Source organism: Martinezella paranaensis (assembly GCF_014200235.1).
Taxonomy (GTDB): domain Bacteria; phylum Pseudomonadota; class Alphaproteobacteria; order Rhizobiales; family Rhizobiaceae; genus Rhizobium; species Rhizobium paranaense.
Genome location: NZ_JACHBI010000001.1, coordinates 665245 through 690383, shown reverse-complemented (window position 1 = coordinate 690383; position 25139 = coordinate 665245). Strand labels below are relative to the sequence as shown.

The 25139-nt window shown below is 59.5% G+C and carries 26 protein-coding genes; 8 read left to right on the top strand and 18 right to left on the bottom strand.

Features of this window, described 5'->3' with window-relative positions:
* Positions 1 to 20 precede the first annotated feature (20 nt).
* The 6 genes from GGD50_RS03365 to GGD50_RS03340 all read right to left on the bottom strand — a co-directional run bounded on the left by GGD50_RS03365 (position 21) and on the right by GGD50_RS03340 (position 4576).
* Positions 21 to 560, bottom strand: a complete 540-nt coding sequence (locus tag GGD50_RS03365) for a MerR family transcriptional regulator (protein ID WP_107107688.1) — start codon at positions 558 to 560, stop codon at positions 21 to 23.
* 227 nt (positions 561 to 787) lie between these two features.
* Positions 788 to 1126, bottom strand: a complete 339-nt coding sequence (locus GGD50_RS03360; RefSeq protein WP_107107687.1) for an integration host factor subunit alpha — start codon at positions 1124 to 1126, stop codon at positions 788 to 790.
* Positions 1127 to 1233: 107 nt separating this feature from the next.
* Complete coding sequence (locus GGD50_RS03355; protein WP_107107686.1) at positions 1234 to 2205, bottom strand: beta-ketoacyl-ACP synthase III; 972 nt, start codon at positions 2203 to 2205, stop codon at positions 1234 to 1236.
* Positions 2206 to 2224: 19 nt separating this feature from the next.
* Positions 2225 to 3271 (bottom strand): phosphate acyltransferase PlsX, encoded by a 1047-nt coding sequence (gene plsX / locus GGD50_RS03350; protein WP_107107685.1) that lies wholly within the window; start codon positions 3269 to 3271, stop codon positions 2225 to 2227.
* A 102-nt stretch (positions 3272 to 3373) separates the two neighbouring features.
* Positions 3374 to 3931, bottom strand: coding sequence for a YceD family protein (locus tag GGD50_RS03345; protein ID WP_107107684.1), 558 nt, complete (start codon positions 3929 to 3931; stop codon positions 3374 to 3376).
* Positions 3932 to 3940: 9 nt separating this feature from the next.
* Positions 3941 to 4576: a ubiquinol-cytochrome C chaperone family protein gene (locus tag GGD50_RS03340; protein WP_181316029.1), complete on the bottom strand. Its 636-nt coding sequence runs from the start codon at positions 4574 to 4576 to the stop codon at positions 3941 to 3943.
* A gap of 224 nt (positions 4577 to 4800) precedes the next feature.
* On the opposite strand from GGD50_RS03340, the gene GGD50_RS03335 reads away from it, so the two are divergent.
* A complete protein-coding gene (locus tag GGD50_RS03335) occupies positions 4801 to 5310 on the top strand; it encodes an outer membrane protein assembly factor BamE (protein ID WP_107107682.1) in 510 nt (169 codons plus the stop codon).
* Positions 5311 to 5384: 74 nt separating this feature from the next.
* Here GGD50_RS03335 and GGD50_RS03330 read toward each other — a convergent pair whose 3' ends face one another.
* The 3 genes from GGD50_RS03330 to ribH form a co-directional block, all read right to left on the bottom strand.
* Positions 5385 to 7523 (bottom strand): sodium-translocating pyrophosphatase, encoded by a 2139-nt coding sequence (locus GGD50_RS03330; RefSeq protein WP_107107681.1) that lies wholly within the window; start codon positions 7521 to 7523, stop codon positions 5385 to 5387.
* Between the two features lie 248 nt (positions 7524 to 7771).
* Positions 7772 to 8254: a transcription antitermination factor NusB gene (nusB, locus tag GGD50_RS03325; RefSeq protein WP_107107680.1), complete on the bottom strand. Its 483-nt coding sequence runs from the start codon at positions 8252 to 8254 to the stop codon at positions 7772 to 7774.
* A 3-nt stretch (positions 8255 to 8257) separates the two neighbouring features.
* Complete coding sequence (gene ribH, locus GGD50_RS03320; RefSeq protein WP_107107679.1) at positions 8258 to 8713, bottom strand: 6,7-dimethyl-8-ribityllumazine synthase; 456 nt, start codon at positions 8711 to 8713, stop codon at positions 8258 to 8260.
* Between the two features lie 198 nt (positions 8714 to 8911).
* On the opposite strand from ribH, the gene GGD50_RS03315 reads away from it, so the two are divergent.
* Both GGD50_RS03315 and GGD50_RS03310 read left to right on the top strand, forming a co-directional pair.
* Positions 8912 to 9415, top strand: a complete 504-nt coding sequence (locus GGD50_RS03315; protein ID WP_107107678.1) for a cupin domain-containing protein — start codon at positions 8912 to 8914, stop codon at positions 9413 to 9415.
* A gap of 4 nt (positions 9416 to 9419) precedes the next feature.
* Positions 9420 to 9989: a GNAT family N-acetyltransferase gene (locus GGD50_RS03310; RefSeq protein WP_107107677.1), complete on the top strand. Its 570-nt coding sequence runs from the start codon at positions 9420 to 9422 to the stop codon at positions 9987 to 9989.
* Here GGD50_RS03310 and GGD50_RS03305 read toward each other — a convergent pair.
* The 8 genes from GGD50_RS03305 to GGD50_RS03270 all read right to left on the bottom strand — a co-directional run bounded on the left by GGD50_RS03305 (position 9973) and on the right by GGD50_RS03270 (position 17681).
* Entirely contained in the window at positions 9973 to 10827 is an 855-nt protein-coding gene (locus GGD50_RS03305) for an alpha/beta hydrolase family protein (RefSeq protein ID WP_107107676.1), read from the bottom strand. The genes GGD50_RS03310 and GGD50_RS03305 overlap by 17 nt on opposite strands.
* 250 nt (positions 10828 to 11077) lie before the next feature.
* Positions 11078 to 11698, bottom strand: coding sequence for a riboflavin synthase (locus tag GGD50_RS03300; protein ID WP_107107675.1), 621 nt, complete (start codon positions 11696 to 11698; stop codon positions 11078 to 11080).
* On the bottom strand, positions 11698 to 12807 hold the full coding sequence (ribD, locus tag GGD50_RS03295) for a bifunctional diaminohydroxyphosphoribosylaminopyrimidine deaminase/5-amino-6-(5-phosphoribosylamino)uracil reductase RibD (protein ID WP_107107674.1): 1110 nt from the start codon (positions 12805 to 12807) through the stop codon (positions 11698 to 11700). Before ribD ends, GGD50_RS03300 begins: the two co-directional genes overlap by 1 nt.
* 2 nt (positions 12808 to 12809) lie before the next feature.
* Positions 12810 to 13286: a transcriptional regulator NrdR gene (nrdR, locus tag GGD50_RS03290; protein ID WP_028753312.1), complete on the bottom strand. Its 477-nt coding sequence runs from the start codon at positions 13284 to 13286 to the stop codon at positions 12810 to 12812.
* Between the two features lie 9 nt (positions 13287 to 13295).
* A complete protein-coding gene (gene glyA / locus GGD50_RS03285) occupies positions 13296 to 14594 on the bottom strand; it encodes a serine hydroxymethyltransferase (protein ID WP_107107673.1) in 1299 nt (432 codons plus the stop codon).
* Between the two features lie 176 nt (positions 14595 to 14770).
* A complete protein-coding gene (locus GGD50_RS03280) occupies positions 14771 to 16081 on the bottom strand; it encodes a L,D-transpeptidase family protein (RefSeq protein ID WP_107107672.1) in 1311 nt (436 codons plus the stop codon).
* Between the two features lie 515 nt (positions 16082 to 16596).
* The gene (gene ldtR, locus GGD50_RS03275) at positions 16597 to 17112 is read right to left on the bottom strand and encodes a transcriptional regulator LdtR (protein WP_028753315.1); all 516 of its coding nucleotides are present in this window, start codon (positions 17110 to 17112) and stop codon (positions 16597 to 16599) included.
* A 131-nt stretch (positions 17113 to 17243) separates the two neighbouring features.
* The gene (locus GGD50_RS03270; RefSeq protein WP_107107671.1) at positions 17244 to 17681 is read right to left on the bottom strand and encodes a DUF6163 family protein; all 438 of its coding nucleotides are present in this window, start codon (positions 17679 to 17681) and stop codon (positions 17244 to 17246) included.
* Positions 17682 to 17826: 145 nt separating this feature from the next.
* Here GGD50_RS03270 and hemB point away from each other — a divergent pair, with 145 nt between their 5' ends.
* The 4 genes from hemB (at position 17827) to GGD50_RS03250 (ending at position 21324) form a co-directional block, all read left to right on the top strand.
* On the top strand, positions 17827 to 18840 hold the full coding sequence (hemB, locus tag GGD50_RS03265) for a porphobilinogen synthase (RefSeq protein WP_107107670.1): 1014 nt from the start codon (positions 17827 to 17829) through the stop codon (positions 18838 to 18840).
* A gap of 179 nt (positions 18841 to 19019) precedes the next feature.
* Complete coding sequence (locus GGD50_RS03260; RefSeq protein WP_107107669.1) at positions 19020 to 19478, top strand: RDD family protein; 459 nt, start codon at positions 19020 to 19022, stop codon at positions 19476 to 19478.
* A 187-nt stretch (positions 19479 to 19665) separates the two neighbouring features.
* Positions 19666 to 20442, top strand: coding sequence for an arginyltransferase (locus GGD50_RS03255; protein WP_107107668.1), 777 nt, complete (start codon positions 19666 to 19668; stop codon positions 20440 to 20442).
* Positions 20443 to 21324, top strand: a complete 882-nt coding sequence (locus GGD50_RS03250; RefSeq protein WP_107107667.1) for a DMT family transporter — start codon at positions 20443 to 20445, stop codon at positions 21322 to 21324. It abuts the gene before it with no gap.
* 107 nt (positions 21325 to 21431) lie between these two features.
* On the opposite strand, the gene parC is transcribed toward GGD50_RS03250, so the two are convergent.
* Entirely contained in the window at positions 21432 to 23687 is a 2256-nt protein-coding gene (gene parC / locus GGD50_RS03245) for a DNA topoisomerase IV subunit A (protein ID WP_107107666.1), read from the bottom strand.
* 228 nt (positions 23688 to 23915) lie between these two features.
* On the opposite strand from parC, the gene GGD50_RS03240 reads away from it, so the two are divergent.
* Positions 23916 to 25103 carry a hypothetical protein gene (locus GGD50_RS03240; RefSeq protein ID WP_107107665.1) on the top strand — a complete coding sequence of 396 codons (1188 nt, stop codon included), beginning with the start codon at positions 23916 to 23918 and terminating at the stop codon, positions 25101 to 25103.
* Positions 25104 to 25139 lie beyond the last annotated feature (36 nt).

Sequence of the window (25139 nt, the reverse complement as noted above, 5' to 3'; positions counted from 1 at the left end):
GTCTTCGGGTGGCTTTTATCTCACCGCACCTGATCGAGTAGGCGCTTGCATTCCAGCAGGTCGTAAAGCGTTTCCTGCAGCAGCGCCCGATCTTCCTTGCCGACGCTCGACTTGCCGATGGAAACGTCGGGAGCCTCGTCTTCACCGGCGACGAAGTTGAAGAAGCGGCGACTGATCGGCGCTTTGGGACGGCCGACGATTTGGTCGTCGTCTGGCGAGCCGACGCGCGGCTCGGCTACGGCCGGCTCTTGCGTGGTAGCTAGCGCCTCGACGCTTGCGAGATCGCCATGACCGACGGCGATGACGAATTTGTTGCCGTTGGTCTTCAGAAGCTTCTGAACGCCTTTGATCGTATAGCCATGGTCATAAAGCAAATGGCGGATGCCGTTCAGGAGGTCGACGTCCTCAGGGCGATAGTAGCGCCGGCCGCCGCCGCGCTTCATCGGCTTGATCTGCGGGAAACGGGTTTCCCAGAAACGCAGGACATGCTGGGGCAGATCAAGGTCTTCCGCGACTTCGCTGATCGTGCGAAATGCATCCGGGCTCTTGTCCATCGTCATACTCCCACACCATGACCGCGGCGCTATCAGGCCAAATCATGCGAAACCGCATATCCGCACCGCAGCTCATCGCGATACGACTCATCATATTTCAACGGTTTGCGGGGAGAAATTCAAGTCGTCTCTTCAGCTCTTTCGCAAGCAAGCCGAAAAATAACCGCGAATAACCTGGAAAACAGCGCGCCGATGCGCACGGCACCGGCTCCGCCAATGTCTGTTTTGCTGGATCAGGAAACGGGATTTACCGGCCGGGCTTTCGCCTTGCGGCTGGCATGGGCTTTCAGGATGCGCGTCTTGAGGACGTTGGACGCCTTGAACGTCATGACACGGCGCGGAGAGATCGGCACTTCTTCGCCGGTCTTCGGATTTCGACCGATGCGTTCGTTCTTGTCGCGCACCTGAAACGTCGCGAAGGAGGAGAGTTTTACAGTTTCGCCACGCACGATGGCGTTGCAAATTTCGTCGATCACCGTTTCGACCAGTTCCGCCGATTCAGTCCGGGACAGACCGACTTTCCGGAATACCGACTCTGCCAAGTCCGCGCGCGTCACTGTCTTGCCGGTCATAGTTCCCCGCCCATATTGCTACGTAATTATATTCAAGCTGCAAGAGACTATTGCCCTTGCACCAAACGGTCAAGCTCTTGTTAGGAATCGGATTTTAGAGACGAGGCCTACCAGCGCACCAGGACGGCGCCCCAGGTAAAACCGCCGCCCATGGCTTCCAGCATCACCAGATCGCCCTTCTTGATCCGGCCGTCGCCTGCCGCTACGGCAAGCGCGAGCGGGATCGAGGCTGCTGAAGTATTGCCATGGAGATCCACGGTAACCACAACCTTCTCGGGAGCAATTCCGAGCTTTTTAGCCGACCCGTCGATGATGCGGCGGTTCGCCTGATGCGGCACCAGCCAGTCGAGATCATCGGCCGTCACTTTTGCCGCTTCGAAGGTGGCCTGGATGACATCGGTGATCATGCCGACGGCATGTTTGAACACTTCCCGGCCCGCCATATGCAACACGCCGACCGTTCCTGTCGAGGAAGGGCCGCCGTCGACGTAAAGCTTGTCCTTGTGTGCACCGTCGGAGCGCAGGCTGGCCGTCAGCACGCCGCGATCGCTGCTGGCGCCGGTCCCCTCGCCCGCTTCGAGGATGAGCGCACCGGCGCCGTCGCCGAAGAGGACGCAGGTCGTGCGGTCCGTCCAGTCGAGAATGCGGGAGAATGTTTCGGCGCCGATGACAAGCACGCGCTTGGCGACGCCGCCACGAATGTAAGCGTCGGCTGTCGTCACCGCATAGACGAAGCCCGAACACACGGCCTGGAGATCGAAGGCGAAGCCATGATGCATGCCCAGACGGTTCTGGATGTTCACCGCGGTGGCGGGAAAGGTATTGTCCGGCGTCGAGGTGGCGACGATGATCAGGTCGATATCGTCAGTCGTGAGGCCGGCATTGGCAAGGGCTGACCGCGCCGCCTGCTCACCGAGCGAGGCAGTGGTCTCACCTTCGCCGGCAATGTAACGCTGGCGGATGCCGGTGCGCTGGACAATCCAGTCGTCGCTCGTGTCGACGACTTGCTCCAAATCGCGATTGGTCATGACGCGCTTGGGAAGCGCCGATCCAAATCCGCGAACAACTGAACGGATCATTCTTGTTATACCCCGTCGCTCATGCCGCTTCCGGTCCGATCGGCGGCTGCCGTTTGGCATGATATTTTTTCAGATCGTTGTCGATTTTTTGGGTGAGGCCATTCTTGGCCATGTCATAGCCGACATCGATGGCGGCCGCGAAGGCCTCGGCGTTGGCGCCACCGTGGCTCTTGATGACGATGCCGTTGAGGCCGAGGAAGACGCCGCCGTTGACCTTGCTCGGATCAAGCTTCTCGCGCAGCAGATCGAAGGCGCCCTTGGCGAAGATATAGCCTATGCGGGCCAGCAGCGTCCGGCTCATGGCCGCGCGTAGATAAGCGCCGATCTGCTTTGCCGTACCCTCGGCCGCCTTCAATGCGATATTGCCGGAAAAACCCTCCGTCACGACCACATCGACCGTACCCTTGCCGATATCGTCGCCCTCGACGAAGCCGAAATATTCGAGCGATTCGAGGTTGGCTTCGCGGATCAGGCGGCCGGCTTCCTTGACGTCTTCCTGGCCCTTGATTTCTTCGACGCCGACATTCAGGAGACCAATGGTCGGCCGTTCGATTTCGAAGAGTGCGCGCGCCATGGCACCACCCATCAGGGCGAAATCCAGCAATTGCTGTGAATCGGCGCCGATGGTCGCGCCGACATCGAGCACGATGCTTTCGCCGCGCAGCGTCGGCCAGATCGCGGCGATCGCGGGACGTTCGATGTTGGCCATGGTGCGCAAACAGAACTTCGCCATGGCCATCAGCGCACCGGTATTGCCGGCGGAAACGACGACATCTGCATCGCCGACCTTCACCGCCTCGATCGAGCGCCACATGCTGGAGATATAGCGGCCGCGGCGCAGGGCCTGGCTCGGCTTTTCATCCATGCTGATGGCGACATCGCATTCGTGAAAGACGGATTTTTCCCGAAGTTTCGGATATTTGCCGAGGATCGCTTCGCAACGATCCTTCTGGCCGTACATGACGAACGTAATATCGGGATGCCTATCCAGCGCCTTGGCCGCGCCAGGAATGACAACCTCAGGGCCGAAGTCGCCACCCATTAGGTCAAGAGAAATTCTGATCACGCGTCCCTAGTCCTTTTTGTCCGCCGGACCCGGCGAATTTGGCGTCAAAATACCGGTTTCTCCTCGCGTTACAACTGAATTGTGTTCAATTGCCAGAGGGGTCTATTCCTTTTTCCAGTCTTTCAGGACAGCGAAAGGCGACGGTTTCTTGTCATCTTCGCCACTGTCCTCGATGTGGCCTTCGAACTCGATCCCGGGCTTGCGCGGATAGGGATCGATGGCAAGCGCTGCAAATTCTGCGACGACGGCGCCGGCATCGATCGTATCACCGGTGAAGGTTTCCGGAAGATCCGGACCGTCGGGATCGAGCACCATTTCGCCGGCATCCAAGGCCGGCGCCCGGGCCAGCTTCGAATCCTCGGGGATGAAAATGTGTTCGAAATCCTCGTCGATCTCCGATTCGACCGGCTCCAGCGTGACCACGCAAGCCTGAACGATCTTCGCGTGGACATTGCCCTTGATGCGGACACCGTCGCGCTTCCAGCGGGAGATCTTCAATTCCGCTGTGAGTTTCTCGACGGAAAGTACGTCCCAAAGCGCGGCCAAGCCGACAAGCTCTCTCTTGTCGGCCTCGAGATGCACGTCCACCGGGTTGGCGGAGATGTGGCCGACCTTCACGGGATAGGAAAAGGGTGTTTCGTCGGAGTTGGGTCTTTTCATTTTTGTCTCCTAAAGTACGTCTTTGCCGATATCGGATGCGGCCTTGCCGATCTCGGGTGGCTGCGGGAGCGTTGCGGAGCCGGTGGCGATCTCGGTTTCCGCGATCCCCGACAGATGCGCCTCGGCGGTCATCATCCAATCCGCCAGGCCGATCATCGAGGGAGCTTCCTCGCCTGCCTTGGGATAGATATTGCGCCGGAGGGCAGCGGCCAGTGCGTCACGGTCGTTCCCGTCCATCGCGGCAGCGTAGCTTTCCAGCCGTCCGTAAAACATGCCGGCCAGTTTCTTCATCCGCTTCGGTACGCTGTTATCGCCAATTCCGAGTTCGCGGATCGAATAATCGATATCCTCAAAAAAGGCATCGACGATTTCCTGCGCAAGCTCCTGACCGCTGGTTTCCGAAGAACGTGTACGGCGGAAAAACAGGATCATCACCGCCGACAGCAGCTCGAAACGCCCCATGACCGAATCCGGCACATCGTAGTCCGTATAGAAAACCGGCTGGCGCGCCATCGAGGTCAGGGTGTCATATTGCCTGACGACGATGATCTGGTTGTGATTTCTTTTGCGGAAGAGCCCAAAAATCATGAAAATTCCCGGAATTGGCTCATTCAGAGCGCCCCGTTGCGCTTGGCCTTGTTGCATCCACTTGAAAGCTGGTTTACCGAAGCAGGCGCGAATTGCAATGCCGTTTGTGCCCGCTTCAAAGGTCCCGCCCCAAGCCGTCGTCACTCCCGTGCATGATTGGTTATGAAGAGTGCCGAACAACATCGCTGTGTCTTCCGCAATCGCGGAATGGCCACAATGATGTGCACAGCAAGGTCACATCGGCCGTTCGGCCATCGGTTTGATTCATTAGGGGAGATGAGATGTCGTTGACGAGACGGTATTTCAAGTCTGACAGGACTTTCATCAGCAGTGCCGCTATCGCTCTGGTGATTGCCACCGCGGGGCTCGCGGGCTGCCAGACCAGCGAGGTCATGAACAACGGCTACATCTTCGACCAGCAATCGCTCAATCTCGTGCCTGTCGGCTCGAGCCGCGAGCAGGTGCTGCTTTCGCTCGGCACGCCGTCGACGACGGCGACCTTCGATGGCGAAGTCTTCTATTACATCTCCCAGAAGCGCACGCGCGCTGTGGCCTTCATGAAGCCGAAGCTGGTCGACCAGAACATCCTGGCGATTTATTTCGACAAGGACGGCATTGTGAAGCAGGAAGCCAACTACACGCTGAAGGACGGCAAGGTCTTCGACATGATCAGCCGCACGACGCCAACCGGCGGCCGCGACATGACCTTCCTACAACAGATCCTGCAGGGCGGCGGCAACGGCATCAACGGCGCGAAGAACTTCCTCAACAACCTCAACGCCGGCCAGTAAACCGGCGAGATCACATCAAAAAACCCGCGAAGCGCAGGCTTCGCGGGTTTTTCATTTGTATGACGCCCTCGCCCTTATCCGGCGAGAATGGCCAGCAGCAGCAGCGCGACGATATTGGTGATCTTGATCGCCGGATTGACGGCGGGGCCGGCCGTGTCCTTGTAGGGATCGCCGACGGTATCACCCGTGACGGAAGCCTTGTGCGCCTCCGAACCCTTCAGGTGACGCACGCCGTCCTTGTCGACAAAACCGTCTTCGAAGCTCTTCTTGGCATTGTCCCAGGCACCGCCGCCCGACGTCATGGAAATGGCGACGAACAGGCCGTTGATGATGACGCCCAGCAAGGAAGCGCCGAGCGCAGCAAAGGCCGACGCTTTCGAGCCGGAGATCAGCAGCACGCCGAAATAGACGACGATCGGTGCCAGTACCGGCAGCAGCGACGGAACGATCATCTCACGAATGGCGGCCTTGGTCAGAAGGTCGACCGCGCGGCCGTAATCGGGACGCTCAGTGCCCTTCATGATACCCGGCTTTTCGCGGAACTGCTTGCGCACCTCTTCGACGATCGCACCGGCCGCGCGGCCGACGGCCGTCATGGCGATGCCGCCGAAAAGATAGGGAATCAGACCACCGAACAACAGGCCGGCGACGACGTAGGGGTTGGAGAGATCGAAGGAAATCGTGCCCACATCTTTGAAATAAGGGAATAGGTCGCCATGGGCCGCGAAATATTTCAAGTCGTTCGAATAGGCCGCGAAGAGCACCAGCGCTCCGAGGCCGGCCGAGCCGATGGCATAGCCTTTCGTCACCGCTTTGGTGGTATTGCCAACCGCATCCAGCGCATCGGTCGATTTGCGCACTTCTGGCGGAAGATGCGACATTTCGGCGATGCCGCCGGCGTTGTCGGTGACCGGACCGAAGGCGTCGAGCGCAACGATCATGCCAGCAAGGCCGAGCATGGCGGTGACCGCAATGCCGATGCCGAATAGGCCGCCGAGCTGATAGGTGGCCAGAATGCCGCCGACGATGACTATTGCTGGCAGCGCCGTCGATTCGAGTGAAACGGCGAGGCCCTGGATGACGTTGGTGCCATGGCCGGTGACCGAGGCCTGGGCGATGGAATTGACCGGGCGCTTGTTGGTGCCGGTGTAATATTCAGTGATGACGACGATCAGCGCCGTGACGATCAGACCGACGATACCGCAGGCGAACAGCTTCGCGCCGGTGACTTCGTAGCCTGCGGCGGCGCCAACCGAACCCCAGCCGACGGTCAGCGACGTGGCGACCCCGAGACCGATGATCGACAGGAGGCCCGTGGCAATCAGGCCCTTGTAAAGCGCGCCCATGATCGAGCCGTTTGCGCCGAGCTTGACGAAGAAGGTGCCGATGATCGAGGTGATGATGCAGGTGCCGCAGACGGCCAGCGGATAGATCATGGCCGAGGCGAGAGCCGGCGTGCCGGCAAAGAAGATTGCAGCCAGAACCATGGTGGCCACGACGGAGACCGCATAGGTTTCGAAGAGGTCGGCAGCCATGCCGGCGCAGTCGCCGACATTGTCGCCGACGTTATCGGCGATGGTTGCGGGATTGCGCGGATCGTCTTCGGGAATGCCTGCTTCCACCTTGCCGACGAGGTCGCCGCCGACATCCGCACCCTTGGTGAAGATACCGCCGCCGAGACGAGCGAAGATCGAAATCAGCGAAGCGCCGAAACCGAGCGCCACCAACGCATCGATGACGTCGCGCGAGCCCGGCTCATGGCCGAGAATGCCGGTCAGCACATAGAAATAGATGGAGACGCCGAGCAGAGCGAGGCCGGCGACCAGCATGCCGGTGATGGCGCCGGACTTGAAAGCGATGTCGAGACCGGCCGACAGGCTATGCGAGGAGGCCTGCGCGGTGCGGACATTGGCGCGCACGGAGACATGCATGCCGATAAAACCGGCGGCACCAGATAGAATGGCGCCGATCAGGAAACCGATGGCGGCTTCGCCCGACAGGAGCAGCCAGGCCAGGATGAAAACGATGACGCCGACAATGGCAATGGTTCTGTATTGACGCGCCAGATAGGCTTGCGCGCCTTCTCGGATATAGCCTGCAATTTCCTGCATGCGTGCGTTACCCTGATCGGCGGCAAGCACCGACCGGGTTGCCCAGACGGCGTAGATCACCGAGAGCAGTCCGCACGCGATCACTCCTAAAAGAATCGACATTTCGCTTTTTCCCTCCAAAAAAGCCGGCGGTTCACTCCCCCTCCGGCCGCCCGCGACAACGGCCGCCCCCTCCTCCAAAGGGGGTCGGCAAATGTGCAAGGCGAGATTGCGTTTGGGAAAACGTCGCGTCAAGACCGCCCGCGGGTAAAACACCCGAAGGAGGTTCAAAAGAATGTCGCTTGGTGAAATGAGGCGCGAGCGAAGGAAACGAAAATGGCCGGGATCAAGAACCGGCCTGTCATCGGACCTTATTTCTTGGCTTCGCCGCGGACCTGCTTGGCGATTCGATCGAGCACGGCATTGACGAGCTTCGGCTCATCCTCTTCAAAAAAGGCGTGAGCGATCTCGACATATTCGGTGACGATGACCGGGACCGGCACGTCCTTTCGGTCGAGAAGCTCGAAAGTGCCGGCACGCAGGATGGCGCGCACGGTGCTGTCGAGGCGCGACAATGCCCAATCATCCTGCAGGGCGGAGCCGATCAGCGGATCGAGCCGGGTCTGCTCGCGCACGACGCCGGAGACGATGGAGCGGAACCAGGATGCGTCGGCCTTCAGATAGGTCTCGCCGTCCAGCTCCTGTCCGAGACGGTGCGCCTCATATTCGGCCACCACCTCCAACACGCCAGTACCGCCGATATCCATCTGATAGAGCGCCTGAACGGCGGCAAGGCGTGCTGCGCCCCGCTGGTTCGCGGTCTTTGCCGGTCGCTCGTTATCCTGATTGCTCATGTATTATGCACCCAACTTCTCTTTCAGCGCGATCATGGTCAGCGCCGCACGGGCAGCGAAGCCGCCCTTGTCCTTGTCCGAACGGCGCGCACGCGCCCAAGCCTGCTCGTCATTCTCGACGGTGAGGATACCATTGCCGATCGCGAGGGATTCGCTGACAGCCAGATCCATCAGCGCACGCGAGGATTCATTGGCGACGATATCGAAATGATAGGTCTCGCCGCGGATAACCATTCCGAGAGCGACATAGCCGTCATAAACAACGTTACCATTGTCGCCGCCATCGAGCGCCATGGCAATCGCAGCAGGAATCTCCAGGGCGCCGGGCACGGTGACGATGTCATAGCTCGCGCCCGCCTCGTCGAGAGCGGTCTTGGCGCCGTCGAGCAGAGCATCGGCCATATCGTCATAGAAGCGAGCTTCGACGATAAGGATATGAGCATTGGAAGAGCTGGTCATACATCACCTGCGATTTGAGAGGGCGCGGCACCTTGTTAGGCCGGGTCAAACCACGGCGGGCCGCACTTGGCAAGTGTTTTTCGGATGCCTGCGCTGATTCTAACTCCGATTTGAGGAACATTGATCTGTGCCAGAAATTGTATCTTCCGCCAGCTCACTCGCTTCGCTAATAATTTGGTCCTGGCAGGGAGAAACCCGATGGCAGAGAAAACAAGACACGCTGTCAACCTTGGCGAGCTACAGCTCGATCATTGGCAGCAGGGAGATTTTTTTGCGGGCAGTGATGTCTCCTTCGGGGCTCTGCTCGGGCTGAAGGATCTCGGCATCAGCTACAATGAAGTGCCGCCTGGCAAATCCGGCTGTCCATTTCACAATCATCACGTCGAAGAAGAGCTCTTCGTCATCCTCGACGGCGAAGGCGAATATCGCATTGGGAGCGAGCGTATCCTGGTCGCGAAGGGCGATGTATTGGGGGCACCCGCCGGTGGGCATGACACCGCCCATCAGCTCATCAATATCGGCCCGGGCGTGCTGATCTATCTCGTCATCTCGACCAAGGCCCCAACAGAGATCGTCGAATATCCGGACTCCGGCAAGTTCATGGCGAAAACCAATCGGGCCGGCGAGGCGCCGCGGCGCTTCAGCTTCATCGGACGCGAAGGCGGTGCGGTGGATTATTGGGACGGTGAACCGGGAGCATAAACGGATGCGCATGAATGCAGAAATGGCAGACAAGAAGGAAGCCGCTCCCGCCATGACCATAATTCCGACATTGATGACCGAACGCCTCATCCTCCGCTCTCATCGATTGGAGGATTTCGAAGAATATACCGCCTTCTGGTCGCAGGAGGACCTTGTCCGTTATATCGGCGGCGAGACCTCGACGCGCGAACAGGCCTGGTCGCGAATGTTGCGTTATGCCGGCATGTGGCATCATCTGGGTTTCGGTTTCTTTGCTGTCGAAGAGCGTCATAGCGGCCGCTTCATCGGTGAAGTCGGCTTCCTCGACCTGCATCGCGACATGTACCCGACCACTACGGAAGGCACTTTGGAAGCTGGTTGGGGGATCACACCGGCGCTGCAGGGCAAAGGCTATGCGACGGAAGCCGTCAGCGCGGCAATCGCCTGGGCCGAAGAGACATTCCCAGGCCGACGCATGACCTGCATCATCGACCCGGAAAACGCGCCATCACAGCGCGTCGCCGAAAAGGTCGGCTTCCGCCGGATCGGCGAAGTGTTCTACAAGGACAAGCCCAACGTCATGTTCGAGCGGTAATGGCGGAAAGGTCGGTATCTGCAAGGATATCGACGGCACGGTCGAAGATTTTCTGATCGACGTGTCCCGCCCCCGGAACGATTTCCAGCTTCCAGGCAAGGGCCTGATCGAGCTCGCTGGAGATTTGTTTGCAGAGCTCGTAGTGCCACAATCCGCGAGCAAGGCGATGAGGGCCTTGCGCCATAGCCTCTTCAGTGCGGGGAAGATCGAATGCGGTGCTGTCCGCGTCCGCTTCGCCGAGCAAGATCGTCAGCCGCCGTCCGAAATATCGTCTCAGAAAGCTTTCATCCAGATCAAGGCCACCCATGCCACTGGGGTAATCGCGCTTCAGGTCCGGCAACATGTAGATGCCGCAGTTGGAAGCGATTGCTTGATCGACTGCGGTGGCTTGGTTGAGAGCGAGATATCGCAATACGAACTGCGAGCCCGCGGAATTGCCGAACATTCCAAATGTGCTGCGGCTGGAGTTCAATCCGCTTCGAACATATTGGAATAACCGATCGATAATGCCGAACGTCCAGTGCTCCCGTGCCAAGACGATTTTGCGTGGCGGCGCGAGCCTGACATTGCCGTAGTTGTAGGCATAGAAGTCGGGGAACGCATCGCTGTCAAATTCCGGCACCAAGACGATCATCCCATGCTGATCCGCTTGCTTTGCCAGCACATCCCTAAAGTCCGATGCCGCGCGATCAAGCCCATGAAGGGCAATGACAAAGCGGGGATTTGGAACCGATGTCTTTGGCCGGAAATAGAAGATCCTCATTGAGCGTCGCGAGCCTGCGGCTTGATCGGAGAACACAAAATGCCCGGAACCTTCGCCCATTTGAAAGCTGCTCATCTCTATTCCCTTGGAAATTCATAGGTCGTCTTAAAGCAACTCGCGACTATTGCTGATCAAGCGATTTTGCATCCTGTATTGGCGACCGCAGAATAGGGAATTTTGCCATTGCCGCAATGACAGTTCAGAGCGCAATCCAGCCGCTCGTAGTCTTGCGTGGTAGTCAGTAGCTTTGCAGGATAACTCCGACAAAAAAGCCGCCATCGAACTGATGGCGGCGGATAATGCGCGCGATTGAGGGCGTCTTGGATCAGCTTTCGCGCGCGACCGGGAATTCCGCCAGCCGGGCGGCGTAGCGGGCCATGGTGTCGACTTCGAAATTGACGAAGTCGCCGGCCTTGCGTTCGCCCCAGGTCGTGACCTCCAGCGTGTGGCGGATCAGGAGTACGTCGAAATCGGTGCCGTCGACGGCGTTGACCGTCAGTGACGTGCCGTCGAGCGCGATCGAGCCCTTGGGAGCGACGAATTTGGCGAGATGGGAGGGAGCACGCAGGCGAAAGCGGGTGGCGTCGCCTTCCGTCGTCACAGACAGGATCTCCGCCTTGCCGTCGACATGGCCGGAGACGATGTGGCCGCCGAGTTCATCGCCGATCTTCAGCGAGCGCTCTAGATTGATACTGCTGCCGGCCTCCCAGGTGCCGATGGTGGTCAGCCGCAAGGCTTCTTCCCAGGCCTCCACTTCGAACCAGCGGCCGTTGCTGCCGGCTTCGGGCAGGCCGGTCACCGTCAAGCAGATTCCGGAATGGGAGATCGAGGCACCCATATCGATCGTTGCCGGATCGTAATTGGTGGCGACGCGCAGCTTGATGCCTTCTTTGAGAGGGGAAACGGATTCGACCTTGCCGATATCGGTGACAATTCCGGTAAACATCAAAAACCTCTTTCAAATTCGTCGCAGCGATCATCGCCAAACTGGCTCGCGCGGATATGCCTGAAACTGGGTGGGATATTGGTCTTCGTGATCGGCGATTCAATACCGCCCTCGCCGATCGTCGCCGGCCCCTGGTACAGAAGGATGCGGTCGACGAGATCGGCGGCAAGAAAGCGCTGCGCCGTCCTTGCGCCGCCCTCGACCAGCAGAGAGGAGATGCCGCGCGTTCCCAGCGCTTCAAGCAGTTCCCCCGGTTCGCCGGAATTGGATTGCAGCACTTCGGCGCCTGCGGCATCCAGCGCGGCGCGGCGGCCCAGGAAGGCCTTGTCGGTATTCTCATCAAAGGGCGGCGGATCACCGGCGACGACCATGAGACCATACTGAGACGCCGTCTTTACAAGCTTGCTGCCGAGCGGAAGCTGAAGCTGGTCGTCGATGACGATGCGCAATGGGCTACGGCTTTCCAGCCCCGGGAGACGACAGGTCAATTCCGGATCGTCTGCCATCGCCGTGCCGATGCCGACGAGAATGGCGTCACTTTCGGCTCTGAGCACCTGTACCTGAGCGCGGGCGATATCGCCGGTGATGCGCACCTGTCCTTCGCCTGTCTTGCCAATCATCCCATCTGCCGAAACAGCAAGCTTGAGAGTCACATACGGCCGGTTTCTCGTCTGACGCGTGAGGTAGCCGGCAAGCGCGCGCTTGCCTTCCTCCTCGAGAATACCGGCATCAACCTCGATCCCCGCATCTCGCAGCAGCGCGATGCCGCGGCCGGAAACGCGTTGATCGGGATCGGTGACGCTGATGACGACGCGGGCGACGCCGTAGGCGATAAGCGCCTCGGCGCAGGGCGGCGTCTTGCCGTGGTGGGAACAGGGTTCGAGCGTGACGTAAGCCGTGGCTCCCCTCGCCGCCTCGCCGGCCTCGGCCAAAGCCTGCGGCTCGGCATGCGGCCTGCCGCTAAGCGCGGTCACGGCGCGGCCGATGACGGCACCATCCTTGACGATCAGGCACCCGACGGATGGGTTGGTTGAGGTAAGCCCCAGATGCGTGCGCGACAGACGGATCGCCGCGGCCATGAAACGCTCGTCTTCAGGCCGGAGCGCCATGGTCAGGGGTCCAGCGGATCGCGGGCGATCTTGGCGTTGATCTCGGTAATCACCTGCTCGAAATCCTCCGCATGCGAGAAATCGCGATAGACGGAAGCATAGCGCACGAAGGCGACATCATCGAGGCTCTTCAAGGCTTCGAGCACCTGCAGGCCGATCTGTTCCGAGCTGATTTCCGTCTCGCCGGAGCTTTCCAGGCGGCGGACGATGCCGGAGACGGCACGTTCGATGCGATCACGGTCGACGGGGCGTTTGCGCAGCGCGATCTCGAAGGAGCGCACCAACTTGTCCCGGTCGAACGGCACTTTGCGGCCGGTCTTCTTGATGACCATCAGCTCGCGCAGTTGCACGCGCTCGAAGGTCGTGAAGCGGCCGCCGCAATCCGGACAAATACGCCGACGGCGGATGGACGTGTTGTCCTCCGCCGGGCGTGAATCCTTGACCTGGGTATCTTCCGAACCGCAATAAGGGCAGCGCATGCGCTCTCCTTAGCCCATGTAACCATACATGGGGAAGCGGCCAGTGAGGTTGACCACCTTTTCGCGCACTGCAGCCTCGACGGCGGCATTGCCTTCGTCGGAATTGGCGACCTTCAGACCGTCAAGCACTTCGATGATCAGATTGCCGATCTCGCGGAATTCGGCTTCCTTAAAGCCGCGCGTCGTGCCGGCCGGGGTGCCGAGACGGACGCCGGAGGTGACGAAAGGCTTTTCCGGATCGAAGGGGATGCCGTTCTTGTTGCAGGTCACATAGGCGCGACCGAGAGCTGCTTCGGCGCGCTTGCCGGTCGCGTTCTTCTTGCGCAGGTCGACCAGCATCAGGTGGTTGTCCGTGCCGCCGGAGACGACGTCGACGCCACCCGCGATCAGGGTTTCGGCGAGCGCCTTGGCGTTCTTGACGATCTGCGCCGCGTAGTCCTTGAACTCCGGCTTCAGTGCTTCGCCGAATGCCACGGCCTTTGCAGCGATGACATGCATCAGCGGGCCGCCCTGCAGGCCCGGGAAGACTGCGGAATTGAGCTTTTTCGCCAGATCCTCGTCATTGGTGAGGATCATGCCGCCGCGCGGGCCGCGCAGCGACTTGTGGGTCGTGGTCGTGGCAACATGGCAATGCGGGAACGGCGACGGATGCTGGCCGCCGGCAACGAGGCCAGCGATGTGAGCCATGTCCACCATCAGGTAAGCACCGACGCTGTCGGCAATCTCGCGGAAGCGCTTCCAATCCCAGATGCGGGAATAGGCGGTGCCGCCGGCGATGATCAGCTTCGGCTTGTGCTGCTCGGCCTTGCGCTGCACTTCGTCCATGTCGAGCAGGTTGTCGCCTTCGCGCACGCCGTAGGAAACGACGTTGAACCACTTGCCGGACATGTTGACCGGCGAGCCGTGCGTCAGGTGACCACCCGAGTTGAGGTCGAGGCCCATGAAGGTGTCGCCCGGCTGCAGCAGTGCCAGGAAGACCGCCTGGTTCATCTGCGAACCGGAATTCGGCTGGACGTTGGCGAAATTAACGCCGAACAGCTTCTTGGCGCGCTCGATGGCGAGTTCTTCGGCGATATCGACGAACTGGCAGCCGCCATAGTAGCGCTTGCCCGGATATCCCTCAGCATATTTGTTCGTCATGATCGAGCCCTGCGCTTCCAATACGGCGCGGGAAACGATGTTTTCCGAGGCAATCAGTTCGATCTCATGCCGCTGACGACCTAATTCCTTGCCGATCGCGCCAAAGATTTCCGCATCGGTATCTGCGAGCGAGCGATTGAAGAAAAGTTCGGTTGAAGCATTGGTCATCGTAGGAGCTCCTGAACGGGCCGGAACGGCAATGGAGACGGTATTAGCGTCAGGGTCGCACAAGAGCAATACAATCAGCGACATTTGCTGGGCATTCTACGATGAGGACCCCAGCAAAGAAAAAAGCCGCATCAGAGGACGCGGCTTTCTATGGCTATCGTCGCTGTGGCGCCGGGTTATTGAACCGGCTGCTCCATGCCCTGCGTCGTATCGAGCGCGAGCTGGGAATTGCCGTCGAGCTGATAGATATCGTCGCGGAACTGAACGATGCCGTTGCCGGCGCCCCATGCGGAGATATAGACGAAATAGACCGGAACTTCCGTCGCCAATGTGATCGGCGTGTTGACGCGCGTGGAAATCACCTGCTCGATGTGCTGGCGCGGCCAGCCCGGCGTTTCGGCAAGCAGCCAGTTCGTCAGATCGCGCACGTTCTGCACGCGCACGCAGCCCGAGCTGTCGAAGCGCATCAGCTTGTTGAACAGGCCCTGTTCGGGGGTGTCGTGCATATATTCGTTGTTGGGGTTGTGGAAGTTGATCTTCGTGGACGCCATGGCGTTGTTCTTGCCCGGGTCCTGGCGGAACATCAAATCCGGCGCCCTGTCCGAATTCCAGTCGATCGTCTCAGGCGCAACTTCCTGGCCCTTGCCGTCGAGCAGGCGGATATTGTTCTTCGTCAGGTAGGTCGGATCCTTGCGCATCAGCGGCACGATGTCCTTGACGATGATCGAGCGCGGCGCCGTCCAGTACGGGTTGAGAATGACCTCGTAGATCTTCGAATTGATAAGGTGAGTCGGGCGTGAGATGCGGCCGACAATCGCCTCGTGACGCAGCGCCACCTGACCGTCCTCAACGGCTTCGATATAGGTCGCCGGAACATTGACCATGACGTGACGGCGGCCGAGATCGGCCGGGAACGTCTGCAGGCGAACGAGATTGGTGTTCAATTGCTGCAGGCGGACTTCGGCGGGGATATTCATTGCCTTCAGCGTGAATTCGCCGATAACGCCATCCGGCGGCAGGCCGTGGCGGGCCTGAAAGCGCTTGACGGCGCCGTCGACGTAGGAATCGAATGCCGAGGACATGCCGGCTTCCTTCGGCAGGTCGCCGGTGACCATCAAACGCTGGCGAAGCGCCTGCACGGAAGGATCGGTGACGCCAAGCTGGAGCTGTTGCTCACCGGGATTGATCTGCGGCCAGCCGCCATTGGCAGCGATGCTCTGATACTGGGCGATCGCCTGCTGGATGTTCGGTACGGAATTAGGCCCAAGGATCGGCGTGTTGGAAACAACCGCAGCGGCGGTACGCGCGGCGGCCTTCGCATCGAACTGATCGTCCCAGTTGCCGCGAGCGCGATTGTTGATCAGCGCATCAAGAGGCGTCTGGTCCTGTGCAAAGGCCGGGGCTGCCAAAGCGGCCACGCCAAAAGTTGCCGCAGACCGCAGGAAGGAGCGGCGCGAGAAGGGTTCAATTCCGGTTTTCTTCGACATATCCCACCGTTCGACGCTGCGACCAAATTCATCCGCAGCCAAGAGAGAAAGCAGTAAATTACTGCAGCTCGCGCCAAGTAACGCAGCTCTGTGTCGATCCGTTGCCCTTAACGCACCACTAAAAATTCGCTCCGGACCATCACAATATTGCGAGCCCAAAGCGCTAAGGCATGAAGATCAAGACTTGAAAAGCGCCGTTTGCCGTTCGTTTCCGCTGTCATAGCAATATGGCCAATTCGTGTCGTCCGGCATGAAACTTGCTTTGGCCTGCCGTAACGGAAGAAGTACCATTTTGCGTTGCTAAAATACCACTAAATGAAAGTGGTTCATAGCGTTTGCTGATCCGGCGTCAATGGCGCAGATGCAGCATCCACAGTGTGCACCGCAACGTCGCGGCGGGGGCGTGGCAAAAAGCGCACAATTGTAAGCCGGTAAAAAGTTCAAGCCAGACACGCAGGGAAACGTGTCCGGCTTGCTTTTACTGGAGGGTCAAGCGGCAACTCCGCCGCGGTGATTCACAGACGGTACAAAATCTGGTCGTTCCAGAAACGGTCGAGGCGCTGCAGGAGCTTGTTCATCTGGGTGAACTCGTCGGTGCCGATGCCGCCGACCTTGTCGATGGAGGCGATGTGGCGCTCGTAGAGTTTGGCGACGGTTTCGGCGATGTCCTGGCCGGTTTCCGTCAAGCTGATGCGGACCGAGCGGCGGTCGATGCGCGAGCGTTGATGGTTGATGAAGCCGAGGTCGACCAGCTTCTTGACGTTATAGGAAACGTTGGAGCCGAGGTAGAAACCGCGAGAGCGCAGTTCGCCGGCAGTCAGCTCGGAATTGCCGATGTTGAAGAGGAGCAGTGCCTGGACGGCGTTGACGTCGTCGCGGCCTTGGCGGTCGAATTCGTCCTTGATAACATCGAGGAGACGGCGGTGGAGGCGCTCCACCAGGTGGAGCGATTCCATATACAGACCACGGATATCTTCGATCTGCTGGTCCCGAGCATTCGCAACTGCCTGCGGCTTGATTTTCGTGTTCATCATGACTTGGCCTCACTGTTTTGTTTGGCGGTGTCGTTTTCTTCCCGCCTTGAGTGAGACCCTATCGAATACACATAAAATTCTACTTAAACTGCAGGCTTAACAGCACCTTACCAGGAACTCTTGGTGTCTCAGGGTAAATCAACCATTACCTGTTGCTCGCGCCGGCGCTTCTCCAGCCACAGCAAAATACGGAAAATACAGTAGAGCACGGCGACGCCTGCGTGCAGGATTACGATCAATGGATTGGAGCCGAAAATCTGTGGCCAGAGGCCATACATCAGCGCTTGGCTGCCGGCCGCCAGCACCCAGATCACCGGCCCCCAGGAGACCGTCAGCCACAGGCCGAGGGCCGCGACGGGGAAGACCACGGCAAGGCCTGCGCCTGCCACCTTCCAGGGCAGATTGAGGAGATCGAAACGTGCCTGGCCGGCCAGCGAATAGCCGACCAGCATCGACCAATACTGCAGGCCAAGCCAGAAACAGGCGATCGCAATCAGCCGCAGGAACAAGACGAACAGGATATCCGTCAGCGTGCTCTTGGGTATGGTCGGAGAATCGGGTTCCATGCGCGAACAATAAGTAGAAGGCCAAGGGCTCGCCAGCGCTATAATGGCTGCGGCCTTTCGCCGGGTTTTGTTTCCTGGGGACAGCGTGATAGGTACGCTGCCGATACATTAAGGCCATAGATAGACTAAAAAGGATGGCGGCACCATGCAGGACAAGACGCATCTTGTTGACGAGATCACCGGGCACCGGCGCATGCGGCGTAACCGCAAGGCTGATTGGACACGCCGCCTGGTGCAGGAAAACCGCCTGACCGTCGACGACCTGATCTGGCCGATCTTCCTGATTCCCGGCAGCGGCATCGCCGAGCCGATCCCGGCCATGCCCGGCGTCAATCGCATGACCGTGGACAAGGCCGTGGAAGCCGCAAAAGAAGCGGCCGACCTCGGTATTCCAGCGCTCGCCACCTTCCCCAATATCGAAATGGAGCTGCGGGACGAGACCGGCTCGAACAGCCTGGAAAAGAACAACCTCATCAATCTTGCTACCGCGGCCATCAAGAAGGCCGTGCCGAATATCGGCGTCATCACCGACGTCGCCCTCGATCCCTTCACCAGCCACGGCCATGACGGCATTCTGCGCGGCAATGAGATCGTCAATGACGAAACCGTCGAACAGGTGGCGCAGGCTGCGATCTATCAGGCAGATGCCGGTGCCGATATCATCGCGCCATCGGAAATGATGGATGGGCGCATCGGCGTGATCCGTCACGCGCTCGATGCGGCCGGTCACCAGAGCGTCGGCATCATGAGCTATGCCACCAAGTTCAGCTCCGCCTTCTACGGCCCCTATCGCGAGGCGATCTCGACCGGCGGCCTGCTGAAGGGCGACAAGAAAACCTATTATATCGACCCGGCCAACGGCACCGAGGCGGTGCGCGATGCCGCGCTCGACGTCGAAGAAGGCGCCGATATGCTGATGGTCAAGCCCGGCCTGCCCTATCTCGACATCTGTTGGCGGCTGAAGGAGGCATTCGGCCTGCCGACCTTTGCCTATCAGGTCTCTGGCGAATATTCGATGATTAAAGCCGCCGCGGCCAATGGCTGGATCGATGGCGAAAGGGTGATGCTGGAAACGTTGCTCGCCTTCAAGCGCGCCGGCTGCGACGGCATTCTCACCTATTTCGCACCGGAAGTGGCGAGACTGCTGGCAAAGAGGTAATTACCGGCCACAAAGCTTATTGCATTTGCCGGACCTCACACCATATGTTCGGCAAATGTTTCCTACTGCGCCGCGCATCCTGCTGGATGCACAAAAGTCGCAATGGGAATCTTTAACTGCGCATCAGCCTTTCCTTAAATCGGAACGATTGAAGGGGTTATGCGCGAAGGAGAAAGACGATGAGCCTGAACCCAACCCCGCTTTATGCAGCACCGGACGACTGGCGCGCCTATAGCGGTGTGCTGAGCCGGCGCATCTTCGCCTTCATCCTTGACTATGTCATCGTCGGCCTGCTCTGCATACCGGCCGCGGTTGTGCTGTTCTTTGTCTCGATCCTGACGCTTGGGTTGGGCTTCGTGCTCTACCCTGCCCTCTTTCTCATCGTTGCGGGCCTCTATTTCGGCTGGACGCTCGGCGGACCGCATCAGGCCTCGCTCGGCATGCGCGCCATGGGCATCGCCATGGTGCGGATAGACGGCCGGCGGATGGATTTTCTGACCGCGATCGTGCATCTGGCGCTGTTCTGGATCCTGAACTCCGTCCTGACGCCGCTCATCCTGCTTGCAGGCCTGTTCATCGAACGCAGCCGGCTGGTGCATGACCTGCTCCTCGGCACGGTCATCGTCCGAACGGCGTAACCTTGGCTATTCCGCTCAACGTCGTACCAACGATTTGGTTGTCCACCCTATCACCCTAACGAAGCCCGCTTGTTTCTGAAGAAGCTGGGAAACTATGACCTTGGACGAAGGACATAGTTGACGTTTTCTAAACTTGGGCCATGCTTGTGAGAAGTCGAATGCCGAATGGAAGGTTGATCAACGGCAGATGAACACGCAGTCGACGCCATCCCCGCAGTTTTATCTGACGGCACCGGCCGCCTGCCCGTACCTGCCGCGTGAGATGGAGCGTAAAGTCTTCACCCATCTCGTCGGGCCGCGCGCAGCGGAAATGAACGATATATTGACCCAGGGCGGCTTTCGTCGCTCGCAGAACATCGCTTATCGCCCCGCTTGCGAATCCTGCCGCGCCTGCATTTCCGTTCGCATTCTCGCTCAGGAATTCGAGCCCAGCCGGTCGATGAAACGCGTCCTGTCGTCCAATAGCGATATTATCGCCACCGAATTTCCGGCGCAGCCGTCCAGCGAGCAATATTCCCTCTTCCGCCGCTATCTCGATTATCGCCATCAGCAGGGCGGCATGTCCGACATGACCGTGCTCGACTATGCGATCATGGTCGAGGACACCCACGTCAACACCCGCATCATCGAATATCGCCGGCGCGAAGAAGGCTCCGGGCTGGAGCAGCGGCCGAAAGGCGAGCTGCTGGCGGCGGCATTGACCGACGTGATGAGCGACGGGCTGTCAATGGTCTATTCCTATTTCAATCCCGATCTCGACCAACGTTCGCTCGGCACCTTCATGATCCTCGATCATATCAAGCGGACCAAGGCGCTCGGGCTGCCGCATGTCTATCTCGGCTATTGGGTCAAGGGCTCTCGCAAGATGGACTACAAGACACGGTTTCAGCCACAGGAGCATCTGACCCCGCGCGGCTGGGAACGCTTCAATCCCGCCGATGTCAGCGAAGATCCCTCTCGCTAAATGGTCTCCCATCTCTCGGATCACAGAAAAGGCTTGTTGCTGGCCACCATCGGCGGGCTCACGCTGTCGATGGACATCCCGCTGATTCGGCTTTCGAGCGGCGATGTCTGGTCCGTGCTGTCGGCGCGCAGCCTTGCGACGATCGTCGTGGCGCTTATCGCTCTGGTCGTCATCCGCCGGGTTACAGGATCGCTGCGCAACACGCTGCCGGGCTGGATCGGACTTCCCGTCGGCCTCTTTTACGGCCTGACGACCATCACCTTTCTCCTCGCCATCTACTATACGACGGCGGCGAATGTGGTGTTCATCATCGCTCTCAATCCGATGTTTGCGGCACTTCTCTCCTGGATTTTCCTGAAGGAGCGCCCCGCTCTTTCCACCATCGTCACCATGATCGCAATGATCTTTGGCGTCGGCCTGATCGTGCGGGATGGCATGGAGGGCGGTCATTTCCTCGGCGATGCGCTGTCGGTTCTTGCTTCTTTTTCCATCGCCTGCGCCATCACGATCGCCAGAGCTTCGCGCAAGGATATGGGCTTCGCGTCTCTATTGTCCGCCATTATCCCGGCTGCAGTGGGACTTTACCATGTCATGCCTTCGGGCATCGTGATCGATCATCCCGGCTGGATCCTGCTCGATGGGGCGATCCTGATGCCCCTCTCCTTCTGGTGCCTCGCCACCGGCACACGCTTTCTCTCGGCGCCGGAAGTGGCGATGTTCTATCTGCTGGAAACGATCCTGGCTCCGATCTGGGTCTGGCTGATCTTCGCCGAAGCGCCAAGCAACATGACGCTCGCCGGCGGACTGGTGCTGATTCTAGCGCTGGCAGCGCATTCGTTATGGCAGGTGCGTGTCAGGGCAAGAATGGCGGCGGCGGGGTAACGAACTCCATATTGCGGCAGCCAATTCCAGATCTTTTGCTTTCGCTCAGAGCATTCCTCGCTGCAATCGGCCTACCGGGTCGATTGCTCGATTTTGCCCTACTGACCTCAGCCAGAGAACCTGCCGCTTCTGGGGAAGCCCTTCGGCACCGTACGGCCGGCCGAGGCGCGATCGCCGAGCCATTCTATCAGCTCGTCCTTGGTCTTGGTGAAGGTGCGGCCGGCGCTGTCTTCCCATGTCAGGCCGTCGGCGATGGCGAAGCACTTGATATCGCCGACGCCGCCATCCTTGTAGCGCTGCAGGCGCACGCCCTTGCCGCGCGACATTTCCGGGATCTGCGATAGCGAGAACACCACCATCTTGCGGTTCTCGCCGACGACGGCGACGTGATCGCCCGAGACCGGCACGAGCAGCTTCGTCTCATCCGGTGTCGTCAAGTTCATGATCTGCTTGCCCTTGCGGGTGTTGGCGACCAGTTCCACTTCCGGCACGATAAAGCCGTTGCCGGCGGTTGAGACGACCAGTTGCTTGCGCTGCGGATCGTGGACGAAGGCAGTCAGCACGTCCTGATCGTTTTCCATGTCGACCATGATGCGCAGCGGCTCGCCGTGGCCACGGCCGCCGGGCAGCTTGTCGCCGCCGAGCGTATAGGCCTTGCCGCCGGTGGTGACGATCAGGATCTTGTCGGTCGTCTGCGCCGGGAATGCCACCTTCAGCCCGTCGCCCTCCTTGAAGGTGAGCGTCGACGTATCGGAGATGTGACCCTTCAGCGCGCGAATCCAGCCCTTTTCCGAGACGACGACGGTGATCGGCTCCTTCTCGATCATCGCCTGCTGGATCGCAGCATCGTCGGCTTCGGGCGCTTCGGCGAACTGCGTGCGGCGGCGGCCGATCTCGGTCGCCTTGGCAAATTTCTTCTTCACCTCGCCGATTTCCCAGGCGACCGTCTGCCACTGCTTTTCTTCGGAAGCGAGCAAAGCCTCGATATCGGCCTTCTCCTTGGTCAGGCCGTCGAATTCCTTGCGGATCTCGAATTCTTCGAGTTTGCGCAGAGAGCGCAGCCGCATGTTGAGGATCGCTTCGACCTGATTGTCCGTCAGACCGAACCGCTCCATCATGACGGGCTTCGGCTCATCCTCCTCGCGGATGATGGCGATGACCTCATCGATGTTGAGGTAGGCAATCAGGAAGCCGCCGAGGATTTCCAGGCGTTTTTCGATTGCCGCGAGCCGGAAGCGCGAGCGGCGCAGCAAAACTTCCCGCCGGTGATCCAGCCACTCCTTCAGCACGTCGTTCAGCGCCATGACCTTCGGGATGCGGCCCATGGACAGAACGTTCATGTTGAGCGGGAAGCGGCTTTCCAGCTCTGTCAGCTTGAACATCGATTCCATCAGGATCATCGGATCGACGGTGCGGCTCTTCGGTATGAGAACGACGCGGATATCCTCGGCGGATTCATCGCGAACATCTTCAAGCAGCGGCAGTTTGCGCGCCAGCAGCAGCTCGGCGATCTTTTCGATCAGCCGCGACTTCTGCACCTGGAATGGAATTTCGGTAATGACGATCTGATAGCCGCCGCGGCCGAGATCTTCCGTTTCCCATTTGGCGCGAACGCGGAAGCCGCCGCGGCCGGTCTTGTAGCTTTCGATGATGCTGTCGCGATCGTCGATGATGATGCCGCCGGTCGGGAAATCCGGGCCGGGAATGAACTCCACCAGCTTTTCGACGGTCGCGTCGCGATCGCGGATCAGGTGCAGGGCCGCATCACAAAGTTCGTGGGCGTTGTGCGGCGGGATGGAGGTCGCCATGCCGACAGCGATGCCCGAGGAGCCGTTGGCGAGCAGGTTCGGGAAAGCGCCGGGCAGGACGACCGGCTCGGAATTCGACTCGTCGTAGGTATCGCGGAAATCCACGGCATCCTGATCGATGCCTTCGAGCAGCAGTTCGGAGACCGCCGTCATCTTGGATTCAGTGTAACGCATGGCGGCGGGGCTATCGCCGTCGATATTGCCGAAATTGCCCTGGCCGTTGACCAGCGTGTAGCGCTGCGAGAAATCCTGCGCAAGGCGGGCGAGCGCGTCGTAGATCGACTGGTCGCCATGCGGGTGATAGTTACCCATCACCTCGCCGACGATCTTGGCGCATTTGCGGAAGGCGGCGGTGGGGCGCAGTCCCATCTCGCTCATCGCATAAACAATGCGGCGATGGACCGGCTTCAGGCCGTCGCGAACATCCGGCAGGGCGCGATGCATGATCGTCGACAAAGCATAGGCCAGGTAGCGCTCTTCGAGCGCGGCCTTGAGATCGACCGGAAGAATGCTGTCATCGTCGCCGCCACCGGGCGGTAAAAGATTTTGTCCCATGGCCCTTGACTAGCGGAGAAGCCGATTCCCGGCAAGAAATCAGTGGAAAGCACTTGTGGATGACGTCTCAGTTCAGACATGATTTGACGTAACGTCAGACACAATTCTCATACATATATTTGCCATCGCCATTGCCATTGGAATTTTAGGCGAACGTGAATATAACTCGCGGCAGTACACGCTAAATATGTACACCCGCCTACACCAGCTCAATGAGGAAAAGCCACCATGACTTTTTATCGGACAACACGGCTGATGCTGTCCAGTGCCGCCTTACTGTCTTTCGCCAGCTCCGCCTTTGCGCTCGACGGTAACGATCTCCTAAAGAAGATCAATGACGTCTACGCTCAGCAAGGCGGTTCCATCGCGGCCGACAGCATCGATGTCAGCGGTACGACGGTGACGCTGAAAGGCATCAGCGTCAAAGCGGCCAGCGCGTCCGATGGCGTCAAGCTGGGTGACGTCACAATGACCGGCGTCACAGAAGCGGGTGGTGGCTACACGGTCGATCAGATCGCCTTTCCGGACGTTGCCACGACCAAGGACGGCGTCACCATTGCAGCTTCCGACCTCAAGATAAATGGGATCGAAATCCCGGCCGACGTCAACAAGGGCGATATCGATTCGCTGCTGTTCTACAAGAGCGCGCATGCCGGCTCCCTCTCCTTCACCCAGGACGGTACCCAGGTCTTCTCGATCGCCAACGCCGACGCCACGATGAACAAGCGCGCCGACAAGTCCGGTGTCGACTTCGATGCCCAGGTGAACGGCGTCAAGGCCGACCTCAGCAAGGTCAACGATCCGCAGGCCAAAGAAGCGATCAGCCAGCTCAACCTGCAGCAGCTCAACGGCAAGATCGCTATGAAGGGTAGCTGGGAGATCGCGCCGGGTACGATCGACATCACCGAATATTCCTTCGACTTCAAGGATGTGGGCAAGCTGAACATCGCGCTCAGCCTTTCCGGCTATACGCCTGCCTTCGCCAAGTCGCTTCAGGACGCGCTCAAGACCGTTCGCTCCAATCCAAACCAGCAGGATGCTCAGCAATCCGCCGGTCTTGCCATGCTCGGTCTTATGCAGCAGCTAACCTTCAACAGCGCGCAAATCCGCTTCGACGATAGCTCGATCACGTCCCGCGTGCTCGACTTTGCCGGCAAGCAACAGGGCGTTTCCGGCAAGCAGTTGGCCGACACGCTGAAGGCAATGACGCCGATCATGATGGCGCAGCTCAACATTCCGGAGCTGCAGAACGCCGTTTCCGCCGCCGTCAGCGCCTATCTCGACAACCCGAAGAGCCTGACGGTCAAGGCTTCGCCGGACAAGCCGGTGCCGCTGCCGATGATCATCGGCGCCGCCATGGGCGCTCCGCAGTCGATCCCGCAGGTCATCGGCCTCAAGGTTTCGTCCAACGATTGATCGAAGCTTCGATCCTGATCATCAGCAACCCGGCGA